Here is a 15,980-nt window from a genome sequence, read left to right as displayed (position 1 = left end):
CCGGTGGCGCGCGTCCCGCGTCAGAGGTTGGTCATGTCGACCGGGATGAGTTGCTCGGCGCCGTCGCGCAAGATGGTGGCCTCGATCAGGCCGTAGGGCCGGTCGGCGGCGTAGTAGACGGCGCCGTCCTTGGCCTCGTTGTCGATCCCGAAGGGCGACAGGTCCGAGCGGAAGTGGTGCTTGTTGGGCATCGAGAAGCGGATCTCGTCGACCTCGTCGCGGGAGTTCAGCACCCGCACACCCATCTCGAAGAGGGTCTGCTGGAGCGAGTACGAGTAGGTCTCGGCGAACGCCTGGAGCGCGTGCTTGCGCACCCCGTTGTACGAGCGGTCCCAGTCCGGGGCGTGCGAGTCGATGCCGTCCCAGTTGTGCCGCCACCAGGTGGAGACGGTGGTGGCGAGGATGCGGTCGTAGTCCTCCTTGAGGGTGGTGTACTTGTCCTTCAGGTAGCCGAAGAACTCGGAGTTGGTCGAGTTCAGGACGGTGAGGTCCTTGAAGCCGGAGAGCACCTGGATGCCGTGGCCGTCGTAGGTGATCTCCGCGACGCGGGTCTCCTGGCCCGTGCGGACGAAGGAGTGCGCGATCTCGTCGGAGCCGACGAAACGGGAGCCGCCCTTCGAGGTCTCGATCCGCTCCCAGCCGTACTCCTCGATGCGGATGCGGGCCCGCTTGATGGGCTCGTTGTTGTCGACGAAGTGGCGGGCGAGCTTGACGCCGAGGTCCTCGGCGCTCTCGATCCCGTGCTCCTTGGCGAAGGCGAACACCGTGTTCTTGGTGGTGTCGGTCGGCAGGACGTTTGCGTTGGACCCGCTGCGGTGGACCTCCTCCATGTCGCCGGAGAGGGCGACGGAGACGTTGAGGTCCTTGATGTGGTGCGTGTCGCCGTCCCGCGTGATCTTGACGACGCGGTTCTCTGCCTTGCCGTACTGGTTCTGTCCCAGGACGAAACGGGTCATGTGTCGGTCAGCTCCCTCGGTAAACGGAGTAGCCGAACGGGTTGAGCAGCAGCGGAACGTGGTAGTGCTCCCCGGGCACCACCGCGAAGGTGATGGTGACCTCGGGGAAGAACACCGGCCGGCCGTTCTCGCTGTCCCGGAGCGCGGGGGCGTCCTGCTGGGCCGCGGCTTGTTTCTTGGCGAAGTACGTCTCGGTGTCGAAGTCGAGGCGTACGTGTGTGGTGCCCTCCGGCAGGGCCGGGAGGTCCTTGCACCGGCCGTCCGCGTCGGTCGCGGAGCCGCCGAGCGTCTGCCAGTCCTCTCTTTGCCCGTGATGGGCGGAGCTGCCCGAGCGGGCGGCGAGCCGGACGGCGACTGCCTCGGCGGGGCGGCCGACGCTGGTGTCCAGGATGTGCGTGGACACGGAGGCGGTGGTGCTGGTGCTCATGGTCAGGCGTCCTGTTCGACGAGTCGGGAAAGGCGGATGCGGTTGATCTTCCCCAGTTCGGTGCGGACGATCTCCCGCTCCTGCTCGGGCGAGTTGCCGATCCGCTCCTTGAGCGCGTCCCGCATCTGCTCGCCGGTCCGGCCGGTGGCGCAGATGAGGAAGACGTGGCCGAACGTGTCCTGGTAGGCCAGGTTGAGGTCGAGCATCTCCGCCTTGAGTTCCTCCGAGGCGCCGGCCATGCCGGCCTGCTCCCGGGAGGAGGTCGGGTCGCCCGGCTTCGGGCGGCCGATGGGCGGGTGCCCGGCCATCGCCTCGGCGAGGTCGTCCGCCGTCAGCTCGGCCATGGCGGCGTCACTCGCGGCGTACAGGTCCTCGGTGGTGGCGTAGGGGCGGGCGGCGAGCAGGTGCCGGGCCCACGCCGTCGAGGCACACGCCTCGTGGAGTTCCGCGAGCGCCGCGGACTCCTCGGATGCGTTGAAACGGGCCAGGCCCGACGCGGAAGTGGACGTCACGGGAGCCTCCGTGGCCTTGTGCTGAACGGGCGTGCCGATAGCTAACGCCCTCGGAAACAACGCGTCAACACTTTGTTGAAAATTCGGTGTTGCGAAAGCCGCCGCCCGGATTCCGGACGGCGGCTCGTGATGTGGGGCTCCTGTGCAGGTCAGGAGTCCTTCTCGCGGTTGAGGTAGTTGTAGACGGTGAAACGGCTGACGCCGAGGGCGCTCGCGACGGTCTCCACGCCGTGCCGCACGGAGAAGGCGCCGCGCGCCTCCAGGGTGCGTACGACCTCCTGCTTGGCGCGCCGGTCCAGGTCCGCCAGCGGCCTGCCCTGCCGGCGCTCCATGGCCGCGAGGATGTGGTCGAGGGAGTCGGCGAGCTGGGGCAGGCGCACCGCGACGACGTCGGCGCCCTCCCAGGCGAGGACGACATCGTCCTGACCGGCCTCGTCGGGCGGCAGCATCTCGCCGCCGATGGCGTCGACCAGGGGCTTGACGGCCGCGATGAAGGGCTCCTGACCCGGGCCGGTCACCGCTCGCCCCCCCCTTCGGCGCCCTGCCCGACCACGTTGACCTGGAGGGAGATCCGGGTGGCCCCGGCCTCCAGGGACCGGCGCAGCAGCGCGTCCACCGCGGTGAGCACCGCGTCGGCGCCGCCCTCGGCGGTGTTGCCGAACGGGCCGACGTCCACCTCGTCCAGCTCCGCGGCCTCGACGACCTCACGGGCGACCACCGCGTGCGCGGGCGCCTCGTCCAGGTCGAAGGGCTCGGTCGTGAACTCCACTCTCAATCGCACCCGGTCAACCTAACGCGCGGTGACCGTTTTACGCCGCCCCCTCTTGACAAGTGCGGAGCTCCACCGGCAATCTTCCATTACGCAGAAACGAACTTCCGTAATGCGGAACAACGAACGAAACGGAAGGGAGCGCGGCACCCGATGGGCTTCGCAGATCAGCGCTTCAACGTCAACCTGTCGATCCTCTTCACGGAACTCCCGCTCCTGGAGCGTCCCGCGGCCGCCGCCGCGGCCGGCTTCACCGCGGTCGAGCTGTGGTGGCCCTGGATCGACTCGCCCACCCCCGAGCAGTCCGAGCTCGACGCCCTGAAGAAGGCGATCGAGGACGCGGGCGTCCAGCTCACCGGGCTGAACTTCTACGCGGGACAGCTGCCCGGCCCCGACCGCGGCGCCCTGTCCGTGCCCGGCGAGGAGTCGGACCGCTTCCGCGCCAACATCGACGTGGCCGCCGACTTCGCGAAGTCGCTCGGCTGCACGGCGCTGAACGCCCTGTACGGCAACCGCGTCGAGGGCGTCGACCCGGCCGAGCAGGACAAGCTGGCGCTGGAGAACCTGGTCCTCGCCGCCCGCGCGGCCGACCGGATCGGCGCGATCCTGCTGATCGAGGCGCTCAACAAGCCCGAGTCGCCGCTGTACCCGCTGGTGTCGGCGCCGGCCGCGGTCGAGGTCGTCGACAAGGTCAACGAGGCCACCGGACTCGGCAACGCGAAGTTCCTCATGGACCTCTACCACCTGTCCATGAACGGCGAGGACCTGCCGCAGGTGATCGACGCGTACGCCGCGAAGACCGGCCACGTGCAGATCGCCGACAACCCGGGCCGCGGCGCCCCCGGCACGGGCTCCCTCCCGCTCCAGGAGCTGCTCGACCAGCTGAGGAAGGCCGGTTACGACGGCTGGGTCGGCCTGGAGTACAAGCCGGGCGACAACCCCAGCGCCGAGGCCTTCTCGTGGCTGCCGGCCGAGACCCGCGCGGCCCGCTGAGCGCCACCCGCAGGAACTCTTCACAGATTTTCAGAGAGGCACCCATCATGAGCACGCTCCCCAAGGTCGCCTGGATCGGTCTCGGCATCATGGGATCCCCCATGTCGGAGAACCTGATCAAGGCGGGTTACCAGGTCACCGGCTTCACCCTGGAGCAGGAGAAGCTGGACCGCCTGTCCGCCGCCGGCGGCACCGCGGCCGGCTCGATCGCCGAGGCCGTGCGCGACGCCGACGTCATCGTGACCATGGTGCCCGCGTCGCCGCAGGTCGAGGCCATCGCCTACGGTCCCGAGGGCATCCTGGAGAACGCGAGGTCCGGCGCCCTGCTGGTCGACATGTCCTCGATCACCCCGCAGACCTCGGTCGACCTCGCGAAGGCCGCCAAGGACAAGGGCATCCGCGTCCTGGACGCCCCGGTGTCCGGCGGCGAGGCCGGCGCCATCGAGGCCGTGCTGTCCATCATGGTCGGCGGTGAGCAGGCCGACTTCGACGAGGCCAAGCCGCTCCTCGAGGCGCTGGGCAAGACCATCGTGCTGTGCGGCCCGCACGGCTCGGGCCAGACCGTGAAGGCCGCCAACCAGCTGATCGTCGCCGTGAACATCCAGGCGTGCGCCGAGGCCGTGGTCTTCCTGGAGAAGTCGGGCGTGGACCTGAAGGCCGCCCTCGACGTGCTGAACGGCGGACTGGCCGGCTCGACCGTGCTGACGCGGAAGAAGGACAACTTCCTGGCCCGCGACTTCAAGCCGGGCTTCCGCATCGACCTGCACCACAAGGACATGGGCATCGTCACCGACGCCGCCCGCAACGTCGGCGCCGCGCTGCCGGTCGGCGCCGTGGTGGCCCAGCTGGTCGCCTCGCTGCGCGCCCAGGGCGACGGCGGCCTGGACCACTCGGCCCTGCTGCGGGCCGTGGAGCGCCTCTCCGGCGCCCAGGTCTGACCGTACGCACCCCAACGAGACTTCCGGGCGGCGCCGCCGCTGACACCTGTCCTGTCGCGCCCGAGCGGCGGCGGCGCCCGGAACCCGCTTCAACAAACTGTTGACGTGCCTGACACCCGAACTTAGGCTCCACGAAGCGGAAACAAGTTTCCGCTGACCCCTCGCACGGAAGGTCCCCGATGTCGCAGCGCGTGCTCACGACAGAGTCCGGCGCCCCGGTCGCCGACAACCAGAACTCCGCCTCCGCCGGCATCGGCGGTCCCCTCCTCATCCAGGACCAGCACCTGCTGGAGAAGCTCGCCCGCTTCAACCGCGAGCGCATCCCGGAGCGCGTGGTGCACGCCCGCGGCTCCGGCGCCTACGGCCACTTCGAGGTGACCGACGACGTCACCGGCTACACGCACGCCGACTTCCTGAGCACCGTCGGCAAGCGCACCGAGGTCTTCCTGCGCTTCTCCACCGTGGCCGACTCCCTCGGCGGCGCGGACGCGGTCCGCGACCCGCGCGGCTTCGCGGTGAAGTTCTACACCGAGGAGGGCAACTACGACCTCGTCGGCAACAACACCCCGGTGTTCTTCATCAAGGACCCGATCAAGTTCCCCGACTTCATCCACTCGCAGAAGCGCGACCCGTTCTCGGGCCGCCAGGAGCCGGACAACGTCTGGGACTTCTGGGCGCACGCCCCCGAGGCCACGCACCAGGTGACCTGGCTGATGGGCGACCGCGGCATCCCGGCGTCGTACCGCCACATGAACGGTTACGGGTCGCACACCTACCAGTGGACCAACGCCAAGGGCGAGTCGTACTTCGTCAAGTACCACTTCAAGACGGACCAGGGCATCCGCACCCTGACCGCCGACGAGGCCGCCGAGCTGGCGGGCCAGGACCCGACCTCGCACCAGACGGACCTGGTGCAGGCCATCGAGCGGGGCGTGTACCCGTCGTGGACGCTGCACGTGCAGCTGATGCCGGTGGCCGAGGCGGCGAACTACCGCTTCAACCCGTTCGACGTGACCAAGGTGTGGCCGCACTCCGACTACCCGCTCAAGCGGGTGGGCCGGCTGGTGCTGGACCGCAACCCGGACAACGTCTTCGCCGAGGTCGAGCAGGCCGCCTTCTCCCCGAACAACTTCGTTCCGGGCATCGGCCCCTCCCCCGACAAGATGCTCCAGGGCCGTCTGTTCGCCTACGCGGACGCGCACCGCTACCGGCTGGGCGTCAACCACACCCAGCTCGCGGTCAACGCGCCGAAGGCCGTGCCCGGCGGTGCCGCCAACTACGGCCGCGACGGCTTCATGGCCTCCAACGGCCAGGGCCGGGACGCCAAGAACTACGAGCCGAACTCGTACGAGGGCCCGGTCGAGACCGGCCGCCCGCTGGCCGCCCCGCTGGCGGTGTCCGGCCACACCGGCACCCACGAGGCCCCGCAGCACACCAAGGACGACGACTTCTTCCAGGCCGGCGAGCTGTTCCGCCTGATGTCCGAGGACGAGAAGAAGCGCCTGATCGCGAACATCGCCGGCGGCCTGTCCCAGGTCTCCCGCAACGACGTGATCGAGAAGAACCTCGCGCACTTCCACGCCGCCGACACGGAGTACGGCAAGCGCGTGGAGGAGGCGGTCCGCGCCCTGCGCGAGGACTGATCCACCAGCTCGCGTACGGAACCCGGCGGGGAGGCCGGGACCGTGCGCGGCCCGTGAAGGCACCGGAGCGGCCCGGATGAGGGGTGGCCGCCCGGGGCCGGCACGGGCAGGGCGAGGACCGCGGCGGCCTGCGAGCCAGTGCGGTGGTGAACGGCCCGGACGCTTCTCCTACGACCTGAGGGGAGCGGTGTCCCGGGCCCGTCGCACCGCCGCGGTCCCAGCCACCCGCCCCTTCGAGAAGGGGCCCGACGACTCCGTCCGGCGGCGCGAACGACCTGTCGCGCCCAGCCTCGCGCTGTCGGACGGACACCACGTGAAGAACCTTCACCGGCCGAGAAGCGCCGGATGCGGACGGTCCCGCATCCGGCGCTTCTCGGCGTTTCCCGGCCCGCACCGGGTGCGGATCCGCCGCCCGCGCAGCAGCCTGGAGGCATGGCAACGGCACACCCACCCGAGCACCCGCACATCGTGGTCCACGCCCCCGCGCTGGACGGATCGCGCCGGGTCACCAACGGCGACGAGACCCTCGGTGTCGCCTCGCACGCCGACGACGTCGCCGAGCTGCTGCGGCTGGCCGACCTGTACGTGACCGACGTCGAGGAGAGCGACCTGGTCGAGTGGCAGGGCGGCGGCCCGGACGACTGGCCCGGGCTGCACGAACACCACGAGCACCATCGGGGCTGAGCACGCGTAGCGGCCCTCGGCAGCGGGCACAACCCCGGCACACGGGGGTGGTCGCCATGGACGACGACGGGACGGTCCGGCTCGAACCGCACGAGGTCGCGCTGCTGCGCGGCGGCCCCCGCGCCGCCGTGACGGTCGCCGTGGTCGACCTGTACATGCGCGGCGCCGTCGAAGCCGGCCCACCGGGCACCGTACGCGCGCTGGACGCCGAGCCGGGGATCGCCGCGAGGCCGCTGCCGCCGCTCGCCGAGACGGTGCGGTGGTGCCTCGACGAGCCGCTGAGCATACGGAGGCTGACCCGGCGGCCGGACGTCCGCCTGGCCGTGGCGCTGATGCGGATACCGCTGGCCGAGGCCGGCATGCTCCGCCCTCCGCTGCTCGGCCCGACCCGGGCCGCCCGTCGCCGGGTGCGCGCCCTCCGGGAACGGCACCCGCCGCCCGCGGGCCGGCGCGGCATGACGGCCGACGACAGGCTGCTCGCCGTGGCCCTGCACGACGTGGCCGCCCTGCGCGTCCTCTTCCCCCGCTTCGCCCTGCGGGCCGGGCTCGTGGAGCGGGTGGAGGTGGGCGGCAGGGGCCTCCTCAAGCACTCCCCGCGGGGTACGGGGAGCGGATCGACGGGCGGCATGGCGTACTACTGCGGCGGCGGGGGCGGGGGCGGCGGCTCCGACTGAGAGCGGGCACGTGAAGAGCGGCCCGTCCACCAGGGGACGGGCCGCTCTCGGGTGTTTCGCGGGTCAGAGCTCGGGTCAGACCTTCAGCGTCTTGACGGCCGTCGGGGCGTGCCCCGGCTCGGTCGCCAGCTCCTCGAACTCCACGACGTTGCCGATGTCGTTGGTGCCCGACATGGAGATGTTGGTGACGCGCTCCAGGATCGCCTCGACGACGACCGGCACCTGGTGCTCGGCGGCCAGCTTCTTGGCCTGCTCCAGGGCCGCGCCCAGCTCGTTCGGGTCGGTGACGCGGATCGCCTTGCAGCCCAGGCCCTCGGCGACCTTGACGTGGTCGACGCCGTAGACGCCCAGCTCGGGCGAGTTGATGTTCTCGAACTCCAGGTTGACCTGGAAGTCGATCTCGAACGCCCGCTGCGCCTGGCGGATCAGGCCCAGGTAGGAGTTGTTGACCAGGACGTGCACGTAGGGGATCTTGTGCTGCGCGCCGACGGCCAGTTCCTCGATCATGAACTGGAAGTCGTAGTCGCCGGAGAGCGCCACGACCTGGGCCTCGGGGTCGGCCTTGGCGACGCCGAGCGCGGCCGGGACGGTCCAGCCGAGGGGGCCGGCCTGGCCGCAGTTGATCCAGTGCCGCGGACGGTACACGTGCAGCATCTGGGCGCCGGCGATCTGCGAGAGGCCGATGGTGGAGACGTACCGGGTCTCCGGGCCGAAGGCCTTGTTCATCTCCTCGTAGACGCGCTGCGGCTTGATCGGGATGTCGTCGAAGTGCGTACGGCGCTGAAGGGTGGCCTTGCGCTCCTGGGCGGAGGCGGCCCACGCGGTGCGGTCGGGCAGCTTGCCGGCCGCCTTCAGCTCCTTCGCCACCTCGACGAACAGCTCCAGGGCCGCCTTCGCGTCGGAGGCGATGCCGTAGTCCGGGGCGAAGATCTTGCCGATCTGGGTCGGCTCGACGTCGACGTGGACGAACTTGCGGCCGGCGGTGTAGACGTCCAGCTTGCCGGTGTGGCGGTTGGCCCAGCGGTTGCCGATGCCGAGGACGAAGTCCGACTCCAGGAAGGTCGCGTTGCCGTAGCGGTGCGAGGTCTGCAGGCCGACCATGCCGGCGTTCAGCTCGTGGTCGTCCGGCAGCAGGCCCCAGCCCATCAGGGTGGGCACGACCGGGGTGCCGGTCAGCTCTGCGAACTCGACGAGGAGGTCGGCGGCGTCGGCGTTGATGACACCGCCGCCGGCCACGATCAGCGGGCGCTCGGAGGCGTTGAGCAGACCGATGGCCTTCTCGATCTGGGCGCGGGTGGCGGCGGGGCGGTAGACCGGCAGCGGCTCGTAGGTCTCCGGGTCGAACTCGATCTCCGTCATCTGGACGTCGATCGGCAGGTCGATCAGGACCGGGCCGGGGCGGCCGGAACGCATCAGGTGGAAGGCCTGCTGGAAGACGCCGGGGACCTGCGCGGCCTCCAGGACGGTCACCGCCATCTTGGTGACCGGCTTGGCGATGGAGGCGATGTCGACGGCCTGGAAGTCCTCCTTGTGGATCACCGCGGTCGGCGCCTGGCCGGTGATGCACAGGATCGGGATCGAGTCGCCGATCGCCGAGTAGAGACCGGTGATCATGTCGGTGCCGGCCGGCCCGGAGGTGCCGATGCAGACGCCGATGTTGCCCGGGTGGGTGCGGGTGTAGCCCTCGGCCATGTGCGAGGCGCCCTCGACGTGCCGGGCGAGGGTGTGGTTGACGCCGCCGGAGGCCTTGAGCGCCGCGTAGAAGGGGTTGATCGCCGCGCCCGGCACACCGAACGCGTCGGTGACGCCCTCGCGCTTGAGAATCTCAACTGCCGCTCGGGCAGCGGTCATACGAGCCATCGAGTACTCCTGCTTCGGCTGTCGGATTCGCACTCCCGTCGCGCCCCGCGGTGAGCTCTTCCGTAGCGACTTTACGTTTTCCGTATAGTGGAAACTTGTTTCTACGATCTGGAAGTAATGTAAGTGGGTAGCCGGAGGCCGTCAAGGGAGGACGATGGGCGTCATGCCCGAGACCGTCTCGGTGCGCTGCACCGCCTGCGGCCGCCGGCACCGCTACACGGCACCGTCGTACCCCTGCGCGTGCGGGGAGCCCGTCGCCCCGGAGCTCGATCCGCGCCGGGCCGCCACTCCGGTCACCCACCGGAGCTGGGAAGAGGAGTGGATCGGGCTGCGCTGCGCGGCCTGCGGGGCGCGGAGCCGGTGGCCGCGCCCGGAGCTGGGCTGTCCGTGCGGGACCGTGCTGCGCGTGCCGGTGGACCCGGCGGCCGCCGGCCGGTCCGGGCGTACGCCGGGTTCCCGGGTGCCGGCCCACCGGTCCGCACCGATCCGCACCGCCCGCGACGCGGTCACCGCCGCGGTGCTCTATCTGCGCGGCCTGGGACACCGGGACGTCCGGCGCGCCGACCAGCGGCCCGTGGCCGGCATCGGGCTGGCCGCGCCCGGCCTCGTGGTCCAGGTGGACCCGACGGCGGGCCCGACCTCGGCGCGGGACGTGGAGTGCCTGTGGCTGACGGCCATGGCGGAGTCGGCGCGGGGGGGTCTACTTCTCGCTCGCCGGTTACGCCGAGGACGCCCGGGTCCGCGGCGACCTGCTGGACGTCGCGCTGTTCGTGCTCGACCCGTCGGGCGTGCCGCGCCCGGCGAACGCGCCGGCCGTGGCGCTGGACACCACGGCCGGCTGGGACTGACGCGGCGACTACCGTGCCGCGAACCCGAAGGTGGTGCCGGAGACGGGGAGACCGCCCTGTCCCGGCTGGTAGGCGGTGACCGCGGTGTTGGTCTCGCCGAGGGTCACGTTGGACATCGGCAGGGCGTACAGCGCGCCGGTGCTGGTCGGACCGTAGGGCATGCCCACGTACAGGTGGGTGCCGGTGAAGTGGACGCTCGAGCCGAGGCGCTGGTTCGCGCCCGGGGTCCCGGCGATGCCGTCACCGTCGCCGGACTCGATCCACTTGTCGTTGGCGCCGGGCGAACCGAGCAGCGAGAAGACGTGCACCGCCCCGGCACTGGCCATCGAGCCGAGGCCTCGTCCGGGATGCCGACGGCCAGCTTCATCGTCGCCGTGGTGCTCACCGCGCGCGGCGCGGTGTTGACAGCGGTGAGGGTGGACCCGAACCGAGACTCTCGCCCGGCACACCGATGGCGAGGAACGGCTCGGCCCACCGGCGGCGGTGGTACCGGCCGCGAGGGCCTGCCCCATCAGGTCGCCGGTCTCCGACGCGGAGGCGCCAATGGTCCCGTTCCCGGCCCCCTGCTCGAAGTGGGTGGCCTTGGTCGCCGAGGTGCCGAGACCGCCCCGGCCGCCGTGCAGGACGTCGATCATGCCCGCGTCGACGGCCTCGCCGAGGTTCTCACGCGGGGTGCCGACCGCGAGGTCGCTGCACCCGTCCTCGCCGTAGTCGACGACGGCCGGCGTCGTGCCGAACTGATCGTTGCCCTCGGAGCCGCCCGGGACCCAGTCGAGGCCCTGGGTGATCTCGGCGGCGCCCTTGCCCCCGCCGTAGACGACCCTGACCAGGCCCGCCTGGGCGTGTGTCGACGTCGGCCGTCGGGTCGGCGACGGCGACGTCCTCGACGCCGTCGCAGTTGAAGTCGGTGCTCCGGCGCCGGTCTTGGGCGCCACCCAGGAGCCGAGGTCGTCGACGCGGGCGACGATGCCGCCGGTGCGCGTCTCGGCGGCGCCGGTGTCGCCCATGCACGCGGCCGCGGCGTCCTTGCCGGTCACCGCCGCGGTGGTGGCGTCCGGCGCGTCCACCGAGAAGACGCCGGTGTGCAGGTTCAGCGCCGCCCACTCGGACGCGCTACGGCCGTATCCGGCGAGCGTCAGCTCCTCGCCGGCGGTGGGGGCGGTGGTGGCCAGGGGGGACGGGGTGACATGGGTGACCGGGCGGTTCAGCCGGGCCAGGACCACGTCACGGTCGGTGCGCGGCACCAGCTCCACGACCATGCGGACGGCGCCCCCCGTGCCGGTAGGTCGGCCCGGCCGATGGTCGCGGTGGTGGCCAGGGCGGGCTTGCCCGGGGGCACGGCGAGGCTCTCGGCGGGGTTGTCGGCGGAACAACTGGCGGCGGTCAGCAGCCACTCGGTGTCGACCAGGACGCCGGAGCAGCCGCGGTCGCCGATCAACAGCTGCGCGGTGTAGGCGTGAGTGGTGTCGGAGTCGGCGGCGGGGCCGGCGACGGCGACGGCCGGTGACGCCGTGATGAGCGCGGAGCCTGCGGCAAGGGCAAGTGCGGCAGAGCGTATGGATGCGGTGTGGCCCACTGGTCTCGCGCGGTGACGGATGACTCCTCAATATTCAGTCAATGAATCGCCAGAGATAAGCCCCCACCCCGATGCAAACTGTACAGGAACCCATAATCCAGTACAGCGAAAAAGTATTGAGCGGAACCTTGTCCCAAGGCTTTTCTTCCTGCTCCGCAATATCAGCTCCAACTTTTTTCGCCACCGGCCCAAGCATAATCACAAGCACGAGCAGGACACTGCTGTAGACATACGAAGTGAGAGCGATGGAATACCCTTCCATCAGGGCATTTGGCAGCAGGAAAGCCCAACCCGTGAGCGGAATGAGAAACATGCGCAGCCGTGCTTTCGGCGTCGGCATGATCCACGCCATGGCAGCGATGTACACGGCGGTGACACTCACAGAGACAAGGATCCACTGAGATGTGGTCAGGTCTGCAGACACGGTCGTGGAACCTCCTGGGGCGGAACACGTTGTCGGTGCTCTCAAGACGTTGAAATCCCGCCCCGGAGGTTATCATTCCCGATTTACCAGGGCGTCAGATCGTGCCAGGTATCGCTGACGGCGTCACCCACAGCCTTCCCCGCGCTGATGACCGTACTGGTGGCCGGGGAGAGAACTGCCGCTCCCACACGCCGGGCTTGGACACCCACCGACATCGCACCGGCCCCGAGTCCGCGGAAGGCATCGTCAATGGCGCCGACGGTGCCCCCGAACTTGCCCCAGGGAAGGCCGGTGGTGTAAATACCGACGGCGACGCCGAATGCCGACGTGAGGAATTCCTCGGACGTGATTCCGTCGGTGAATCCGTAGATGACGGTGCTGGCGACGCCCGTGATCAGGGAGACACCACCGGCGATGGCGTAGATGGCCTCGCCCGCCGGCGGGGGGACCAGGAGGCCGAACGCCGCCACGTAGGCCGAGTAGGTGGAGATGGTGCCGAGCGTGGCAGCGGCGCTCCGCCACTCGTCCTTGTCGGCGCCGAGGAAGGTCCCCGGCTCCTCCACCCCGTCGTTCTCTGCGGTGTCGGCCTGGTCGATAGCGTTCTGTTTGGCCTTGTTCGCCTCCTCCTTGGCCTTCCTCGCCGCCTCGATCTGCTCCTGCCTGCGCTTCTGGTGATAGATCTGCTTCGCCTCGGACGCGGCCGCCGCCGCCTCCTTCGCGTCCTTGCCCGCCTGCGTCGCCGAGGCACGGGCGGCGTTGGCCGAGGCCTGGGCGTTGTTGGCCGACACCACCGCCGAGGCGGCGGCCGCGGTCGCCCGGTTGGCGGAGTAGTTGGCGCGCCGGGCGGCGGTTCGGGCGGTCAGGGCCGCGTTCTTCGCCTTGTCGGCGGAGGCCTGGGCATCCTGAGCCGACTTCTCGGCCTCGTCCGCGTGGGCGTCCGCCTGCTTCTTGTACACCTCGGCCTGCTCGGCGGAGTTCGAGGCGGCCGTGGCCCACCGCTGCGCGTCCTCCGCCGCGTCGCGCGCCTCCGCGGCCACCTTCTGCGCGTAGGCCGCGTTCGTCACCGCGTCCTGGGCGTGCTTGGCGGCCTGGGCGAGCAGGGCCTGCATCGCCGCGATGTGAGCGGCGGCGTCCGCGTCGATCTGCAGCATCCGCTGGTACACGGTGTTGACGAAGTTGCGGCGCATCCAGCTCGGTCCCTCGAGCGCCACGGTCGCCGCCGTCCTGGTGTACGGACCCGCGGAGTCGAGCTTCGAGAAGACGGCTACGTTGTCGTCCTCCGCCAGAGCCGGCGCGTACTTGACCGTGAAGAACTCGTGCACCGCCTTGGCGGAACCGTCGTTGAGAGCCTCGGTTGCCGCCTGAGTGACCGCCTTGCCGGGGTTCTGACCGAGGATCCGGAAGATCGCCGCGGTCTGGTCCTCCCGGGCGGCGTCGATGGCGCCGGTGTTGAGGAACTTCGTGGGCGCGGCCTCGTCCGGGGACTCCAGCGCCGTCTGCGCCGCGCTCGCCACGTCGACGGAGGAGACCTGGGCGATGAACAGGACGGTCTCGCGGTCGTCCTGCTTCTGTGCGATGGACCGATCCGTGTCGACCCAGTTCAGGACCGAGTCCTCGCCCGCGGCCAGGGCGAAGCTCGCCGCCTCGCGGGTCCAGGTTCCGTGCGAGGAGCACAGGTTGAAGCAGGCCTTGCGGCCCTGGTCGACGGCGGTCGCGCGGTCTCCGGCCGCGAGTGCCTTCTCGGCCGCCGCGATCAGGTCGCGCGTGGCCGAGTCCATGGCCTGCTGCCGGGTCAGCTGGTTGCGGGCCGCTTCGTTGTCCTGCTGCTCGATCCTGGCGAGTTCGAGGGCCTCCGCCTTGCCCTGGTCGGCATACTCCTCGAGCTTGGCCAGCTCCGCCTCGCGCGCCTCCTGCTCCACGGCCTGGGCGTCCAGCACCGCCTTGATCGCGGCGTCGGCCGCCTCCTGGGCGTCGGCAGCCCAGGCAGTGCTCTTGTTGGCGAAATCGACGGCCTGCCCTGCGGCCTTCGCTGCCTCCTCGGCCGCGGCAGCGGCCTTCTCGGCGTGACCGGCCGCGGAGTTGGCCGCGTCGCGCGCCGCCCCGGCCGCGGCCGCCGCCTTGTTGGCCAGGGACTGTGCCGTGGAGGCGGCGCGGGTGGCACGGGCCGCCTGGGCGTCCGCCTGCTGGGCGGCGGCACGTGCGGCGGCCGCCTCCGACTGGGCGGCACCGGCGGCGCCGGCCGCGGTGGCCGAGGCGTTGGCGGCGACCGCGGCGTCCCGCGCGGCGGCGGCCGCCGAGTTGCCGGCCGCGACGGACTGGGCGGAGGCGATCCTCGCCTGGTCGGCGGCCGCGGCGGCCGACCGCGCCTTGGCGGCCGCGTTGCGGGCGGCGACGGCCGCGTCCTTCGCGGCGGCCGTCTTCGAAGCGTCCTTGGAGGCGGCCATGGCGGCCTGGTAGGCAGTGGAGGCGGCACGTGCGGCCGTGGCCGCGGCGGACGTCGCCGCATGGGCGGCCCAGGCGGCCTTGCGGGCCGCGGTCTGTGCGGCGTAGGAAGCGGAGATGGCGGTCGCCGCCGCGTTGGCCGCACCCTTGGCGGCACTGGCCGCCTTGCGGGCCGCGGCCGCGGACCTGGCGACATCCTCCTTCGCGGCCTGAGCCTCGGCGGCGGCCTCCAGCGCGGCCTTCTTGGCCTCGGCGGCGGCCTTCTTCGCCTTGTCCGACTGTTCCTCGGCCTTCGCCGTCGACAATTCGGCACGCGAGGACTGACGTGCGGTCACGGCGACAAGCTGCTCGATGGACGCGGCCTCCTCGTCGCGCGCCCGGGCTATGTTCTGGCCGATCTCCAGGAACCAGCGGATGGCTTCGGCGCCGCCGTCCTCCAGCGCGCGCTGCGCGTACGTGGTCAGCTCGGGTCCGGCGCCGCCGAGGAGCTTGAACACCTCGGCGGTTTCGTCTTCGAGGCGCGCGGTGAACTGCGTTTCGGTGATGAACTTCAGCAGGGCGTCACCGGAGCCGTCGTTCAGCGCGGTGTCGGCGGCGGCCTTGACGCTCCTGCCGCCCATGCCCTTCAGCGTGAAGGTGAGGGCACTCATGTCCTCCTTCTGCGCCGCCTCGTACCCGCCGGCGAGGAAGGCCTCGATCGCCGCGTCTCCGGCGGTCAGCGCGTCGGAGACGGCGGCCGTGGTGCCCTTGCCGGCCAGGGCCAGCGACCTGAAGAGGGCCACGCGGTTGTCCTCGGCGACCGTGGCAGGCAGCTTCGTGGCGACGAACTCCTCGACCTCCGCGTCGGTGCCGACGAGAGCGACGGCCGCGGCTGCCCTGGTCGCCTTGCCGCCGGTCTGCCACGCGGTCACGGCTCGCGCGCGGGCTGTGTCCGGAAGCGACGGCAGGTTGGGGGCGTCACCCGAGGCGACCGTCGCGGCGAAGGCGCGGGCGGTGGCGGTCAGGGGGAGAGCCGCGGCCGCCGTCGTGGCGGCGGCCACGCTCAGGACCCGGCGTCTGCTCCAGTACGTCGTGTTCAAGAATCGACTCCCGATCGTTCGGCAGCCGGCAGCATCCGGGCACGGCAGGGACGCCGCCGGCGGTGAATGGGAAAACGGAATACGGGACTGACGCGACCGCGCGCCGGGCCCAGGGAGGACGGGCCCGGCGCACGGCGCGCAGAGGCCCTGGTCGG

The 15,980-nt window shown here is 71.1% G+C and carries 13 protein-coding genes and 2 pseudogenes; 6 read left to right on the top strand and 9 right to left on the bottom strand.

All coding sequences use genetic code 11. The annotated features are described in order from the left end of the window. Positions 1 to 20: 20 nt before the first annotated feature. The 5 genes from pucL to ACP4IX_RS28115 all read right to left on the bottom strand — a co-directional run bounded on the left by pucL (position 21) and on the right by ACP4IX_RS28115 (position 2,676). Positions 21 to 956: a factor-independent urate hydroxylase gene (gene pucL, locus ACP4IX_RS28135; RefSeq protein ID WP_426522822.1), complete on the bottom strand. Its 936-nt coding sequence runs from the start codon at positions 954 to 956 to the stop codon at positions 21 to 23. Between the two features lie 7 nt (positions 957 to 963). Further along, the gene (uraH, locus tag ACP4IX_RS28130; RefSeq protein WP_426522821.1) at positions 964 to 1,383 is read right to left on the bottom strand and encodes a hydroxyisourate hydrolase; all 420 of its coding nucleotides are present in this window, start codon (positions 1,381 to 1,383) and stop codon (positions 964 to 966) included. 2 nt (positions 1,384 to 1,385) lie between these two features. Then, positions 1,386 to 1,895 carry a 2-oxo-4-hydroxy-4-carboxy-5-ureidoimidazoline decarboxylase gene (uraD, locus tag ACP4IX_RS28125; protein ID WP_426557264.1) on the bottom strand — a complete coding sequence of 170 codons (510 nt, stop codon included), beginning with the start codon at positions 1,893 to 1,895 and terminating at the stop codon, positions 1,386 to 1,388. Positions 1,896 to 2,044: 149 nt separating this feature from the next. Continuing rightward, positions 2,045 to 2,413, bottom strand: a complete 369-nt coding sequence (locus tag ACP4IX_RS28120; RefSeq protein WP_426557262.1) for a helix-turn-helix domain-containing protein — start codon at positions 2,411 to 2,413, stop codon at positions 2,045 to 2,047. Further along, positions 2,410 to 2,676: a hypothetical protein gene (locus ACP4IX_RS28115; protein WP_426557260.1), complete on the bottom strand. Its 267-nt coding sequence runs from the start codon at positions 2,674 to 2,676 to the stop codon at positions 2,410 to 2,412. Before ACP4IX_RS28115 ends, ACP4IX_RS28120 begins: the two co-directional genes overlap by 4 nt. A gap of 141 nt (positions 2,677 to 2,817) precedes the next feature. Between ACP4IX_RS28115 and ACP4IX_RS28110 the strand changes: the two genes are divergently transcribed. The 5 genes from ACP4IX_RS28110 (at position 2,818) to ACP4IX_RS28090 (ending at position 7,596) form a co-directional block, all read left to right on the top strand. Further along, the gene (locus ACP4IX_RS28110; RefSeq protein WP_426557258.1) at positions 2,818 to 3,657 is read left to right on the top strand and encodes a TIM barrel protein; all 840 of its coding nucleotides are present in this window, start codon (positions 2,818 to 2,820) and stop codon (positions 3,655 to 3,657) included. Between the two features lie 47 nt (positions 3,658 to 3,704). Continuing rightward, a complete protein-coding gene (locus ACP4IX_RS28105) occupies positions 3,705 to 4,595 on the top strand; it encodes a 2-hydroxy-3-oxopropionate reductase (RefSeq protein WP_426557256.1) in 891 nt (296 codons plus the stop codon). Positions 4,596 to 4,774: 179 nt separating this feature from the next. Further along, positions 4,775 to 6,238 (top strand): catalase, encoded by a 1,464-nt coding sequence (locus ACP4IX_RS28100; RefSeq protein WP_426557255.1) that lies wholly within the window; start codon positions 4,775 to 4,777, stop codon positions 6,236 to 6,238. A 432-nt stretch (positions 6,239 to 6,670) separates the two neighbouring features. Next, the gene (locus tag ACP4IX_RS28095) at positions 6,671 to 6,922 is read left to right on the top strand and encodes a hypothetical protein (protein ID WP_272588326.1); all 252 of its coding nucleotides are present in this window, start codon (positions 6,671 to 6,673) and stop codon (positions 6,920 to 6,922) included. A gap of 56 nt (positions 6,923 to 6,978) precedes the next feature. Beyond that, positions 6,979 to 7,596, top strand: coding sequence for a TIGR04222 domain-containing membrane protein (locus ACP4IX_RS28090; protein WP_383145604.1), 618 nt, complete (start codon positions 6,979 to 6,981; stop codon positions 7,594 to 7,596). 75 nt (positions 7,597 to 7,671) lie between these two features. Here the strand turns inward: ACP4IX_RS28090 and gcl are convergent, their stop codons facing one another. After that, positions 7,672 to 9,456, bottom strand: a complete 1,785-nt coding sequence (gene gcl, locus ACP4IX_RS28085) for a glyoxylate carboligase (protein ID WP_272588324.1) — start codon at positions 9,454 to 9,456, stop codon at positions 7,672 to 7,674. 154 nt (positions 9,457 to 9,610) lie between these two features. Between gcl and ACP4IX_RS28080 the strand changes: the two are divergent. Continuing rightward, positions 9,611 to 10,304: pseudogene (locus ACP4IX_RS28080) on the top strand (hypothetical protein). Positions 10,305 to 10,312: 8 nt separating this feature from the next. Here ACP4IX_RS28080 and ACP4IX_RS28075 read toward each other — a convergent pair. The 3 genes and pseudogenes from ACP4IX_RS28075 to ACP4IX_RS28065 all read right to left on the bottom strand — a co-directional run bounded on the left by ACP4IX_RS28075 (position 10,313) and on the right by ACP4IX_RS28065 (position 15,825). Next, positions 10,313 to 11,880 (bottom strand): annotated as a pseudogene (locus ACP4IX_RS28075) (trypsin-like serine protease). Positions 11,881 to 11,914: 34 nt separating this feature from the next. Next, positions 11,915 to 12,304: a hypothetical protein gene (locus ACP4IX_RS28070; RefSeq protein ID WP_426557252.1), complete on the bottom strand. Its 390-nt coding sequence runs from the start codon at positions 12,302 to 12,304 to the stop codon at positions 11,915 to 11,917. Positions 12,305 to 12,387: 83 nt separating this feature from the next. Continuing rightward, on the bottom strand, positions 12,388 to 15,825 hold the full coding sequence (locus ACP4IX_RS28065) for an ALF repeat-containing protein (RefSeq protein WP_426557250.1): 3,438 nt from the start codon (positions 15,823 to 15,825) through the stop codon (positions 12,388 to 12,390). Positions 15,826 to 15,980: the final 155 nt, after the last annotated feature.

Origin of the sequence: Streptomyces sp. WG5 (assembly GCF_049974565.1) — a bacterium.
Lineage (GTDB): Bacteria > Actinomycetota > Actinomycetes > Streptomycetales > Streptomycetaceae > Streptomyces.
The sequence above is the reverse complement of the archived record's forward strand: the minus strand, read 5'-3'. Positions and strand labels throughout refer to the sequence as shown.

Bases quoted from the DNA above. Each gene is read 5' to 3' on its own strand.
- pucL (WP_426522822.1), bottom strand. From the start codon at position 956: ATGACCCGTTTCGTCCTGGGACAGAACCAGTACGGCAAGGCAGAGAAC.
- uraH (WP_426522821.1), bottom strand. From the start codon at position 1,383: ATGAGCACCAGCACCACCGCCTCCGTGTCCACGCACATCCTGGACACC.
- ACP4IX_RS28110 (WP_426557258.1), top strand. From the start codon at position 2,818: ATGGGCTTCGCAGATCAGCGCTTCAACGTCAACCTGTCGATCCTCTTC.
- ACP4IX_RS28105 (WP_426557256.1), top strand. From the start codon at position 3,705: ATGAGCACGCTCCCCAAGGTCGCCTGGATCGGTCTCGGCATCATGGGA.
- ACP4IX_RS28100 (WP_426557255.1), top strand. From the start codon at position 4,775: ATGTCGCAGCGCGTGCTCACGACAGAGTCCGGCGCCCCGGTCGCCGAC.
- ACP4IX_RS28095 (WP_272588326.1), top strand. From the start codon at position 6,671: ATGGCAACGGCACACCCACCCGAGCACCCGCACATCGTGGTCCACGCC.
- ACP4IX_RS28090 (WP_383145604.1), top strand. From the start codon at position 6,979: ATGGACGACGACGGGACGGTCCGGCTCGAACCGCACGAGGTCGCGCTG.
- gcl (WP_272588324.1), bottom strand. From the start codon at position 9,456: ATGGCTCGTATGACCGCTGCCCGAGCGGCAGTTGAGATTCTCAAGCGC.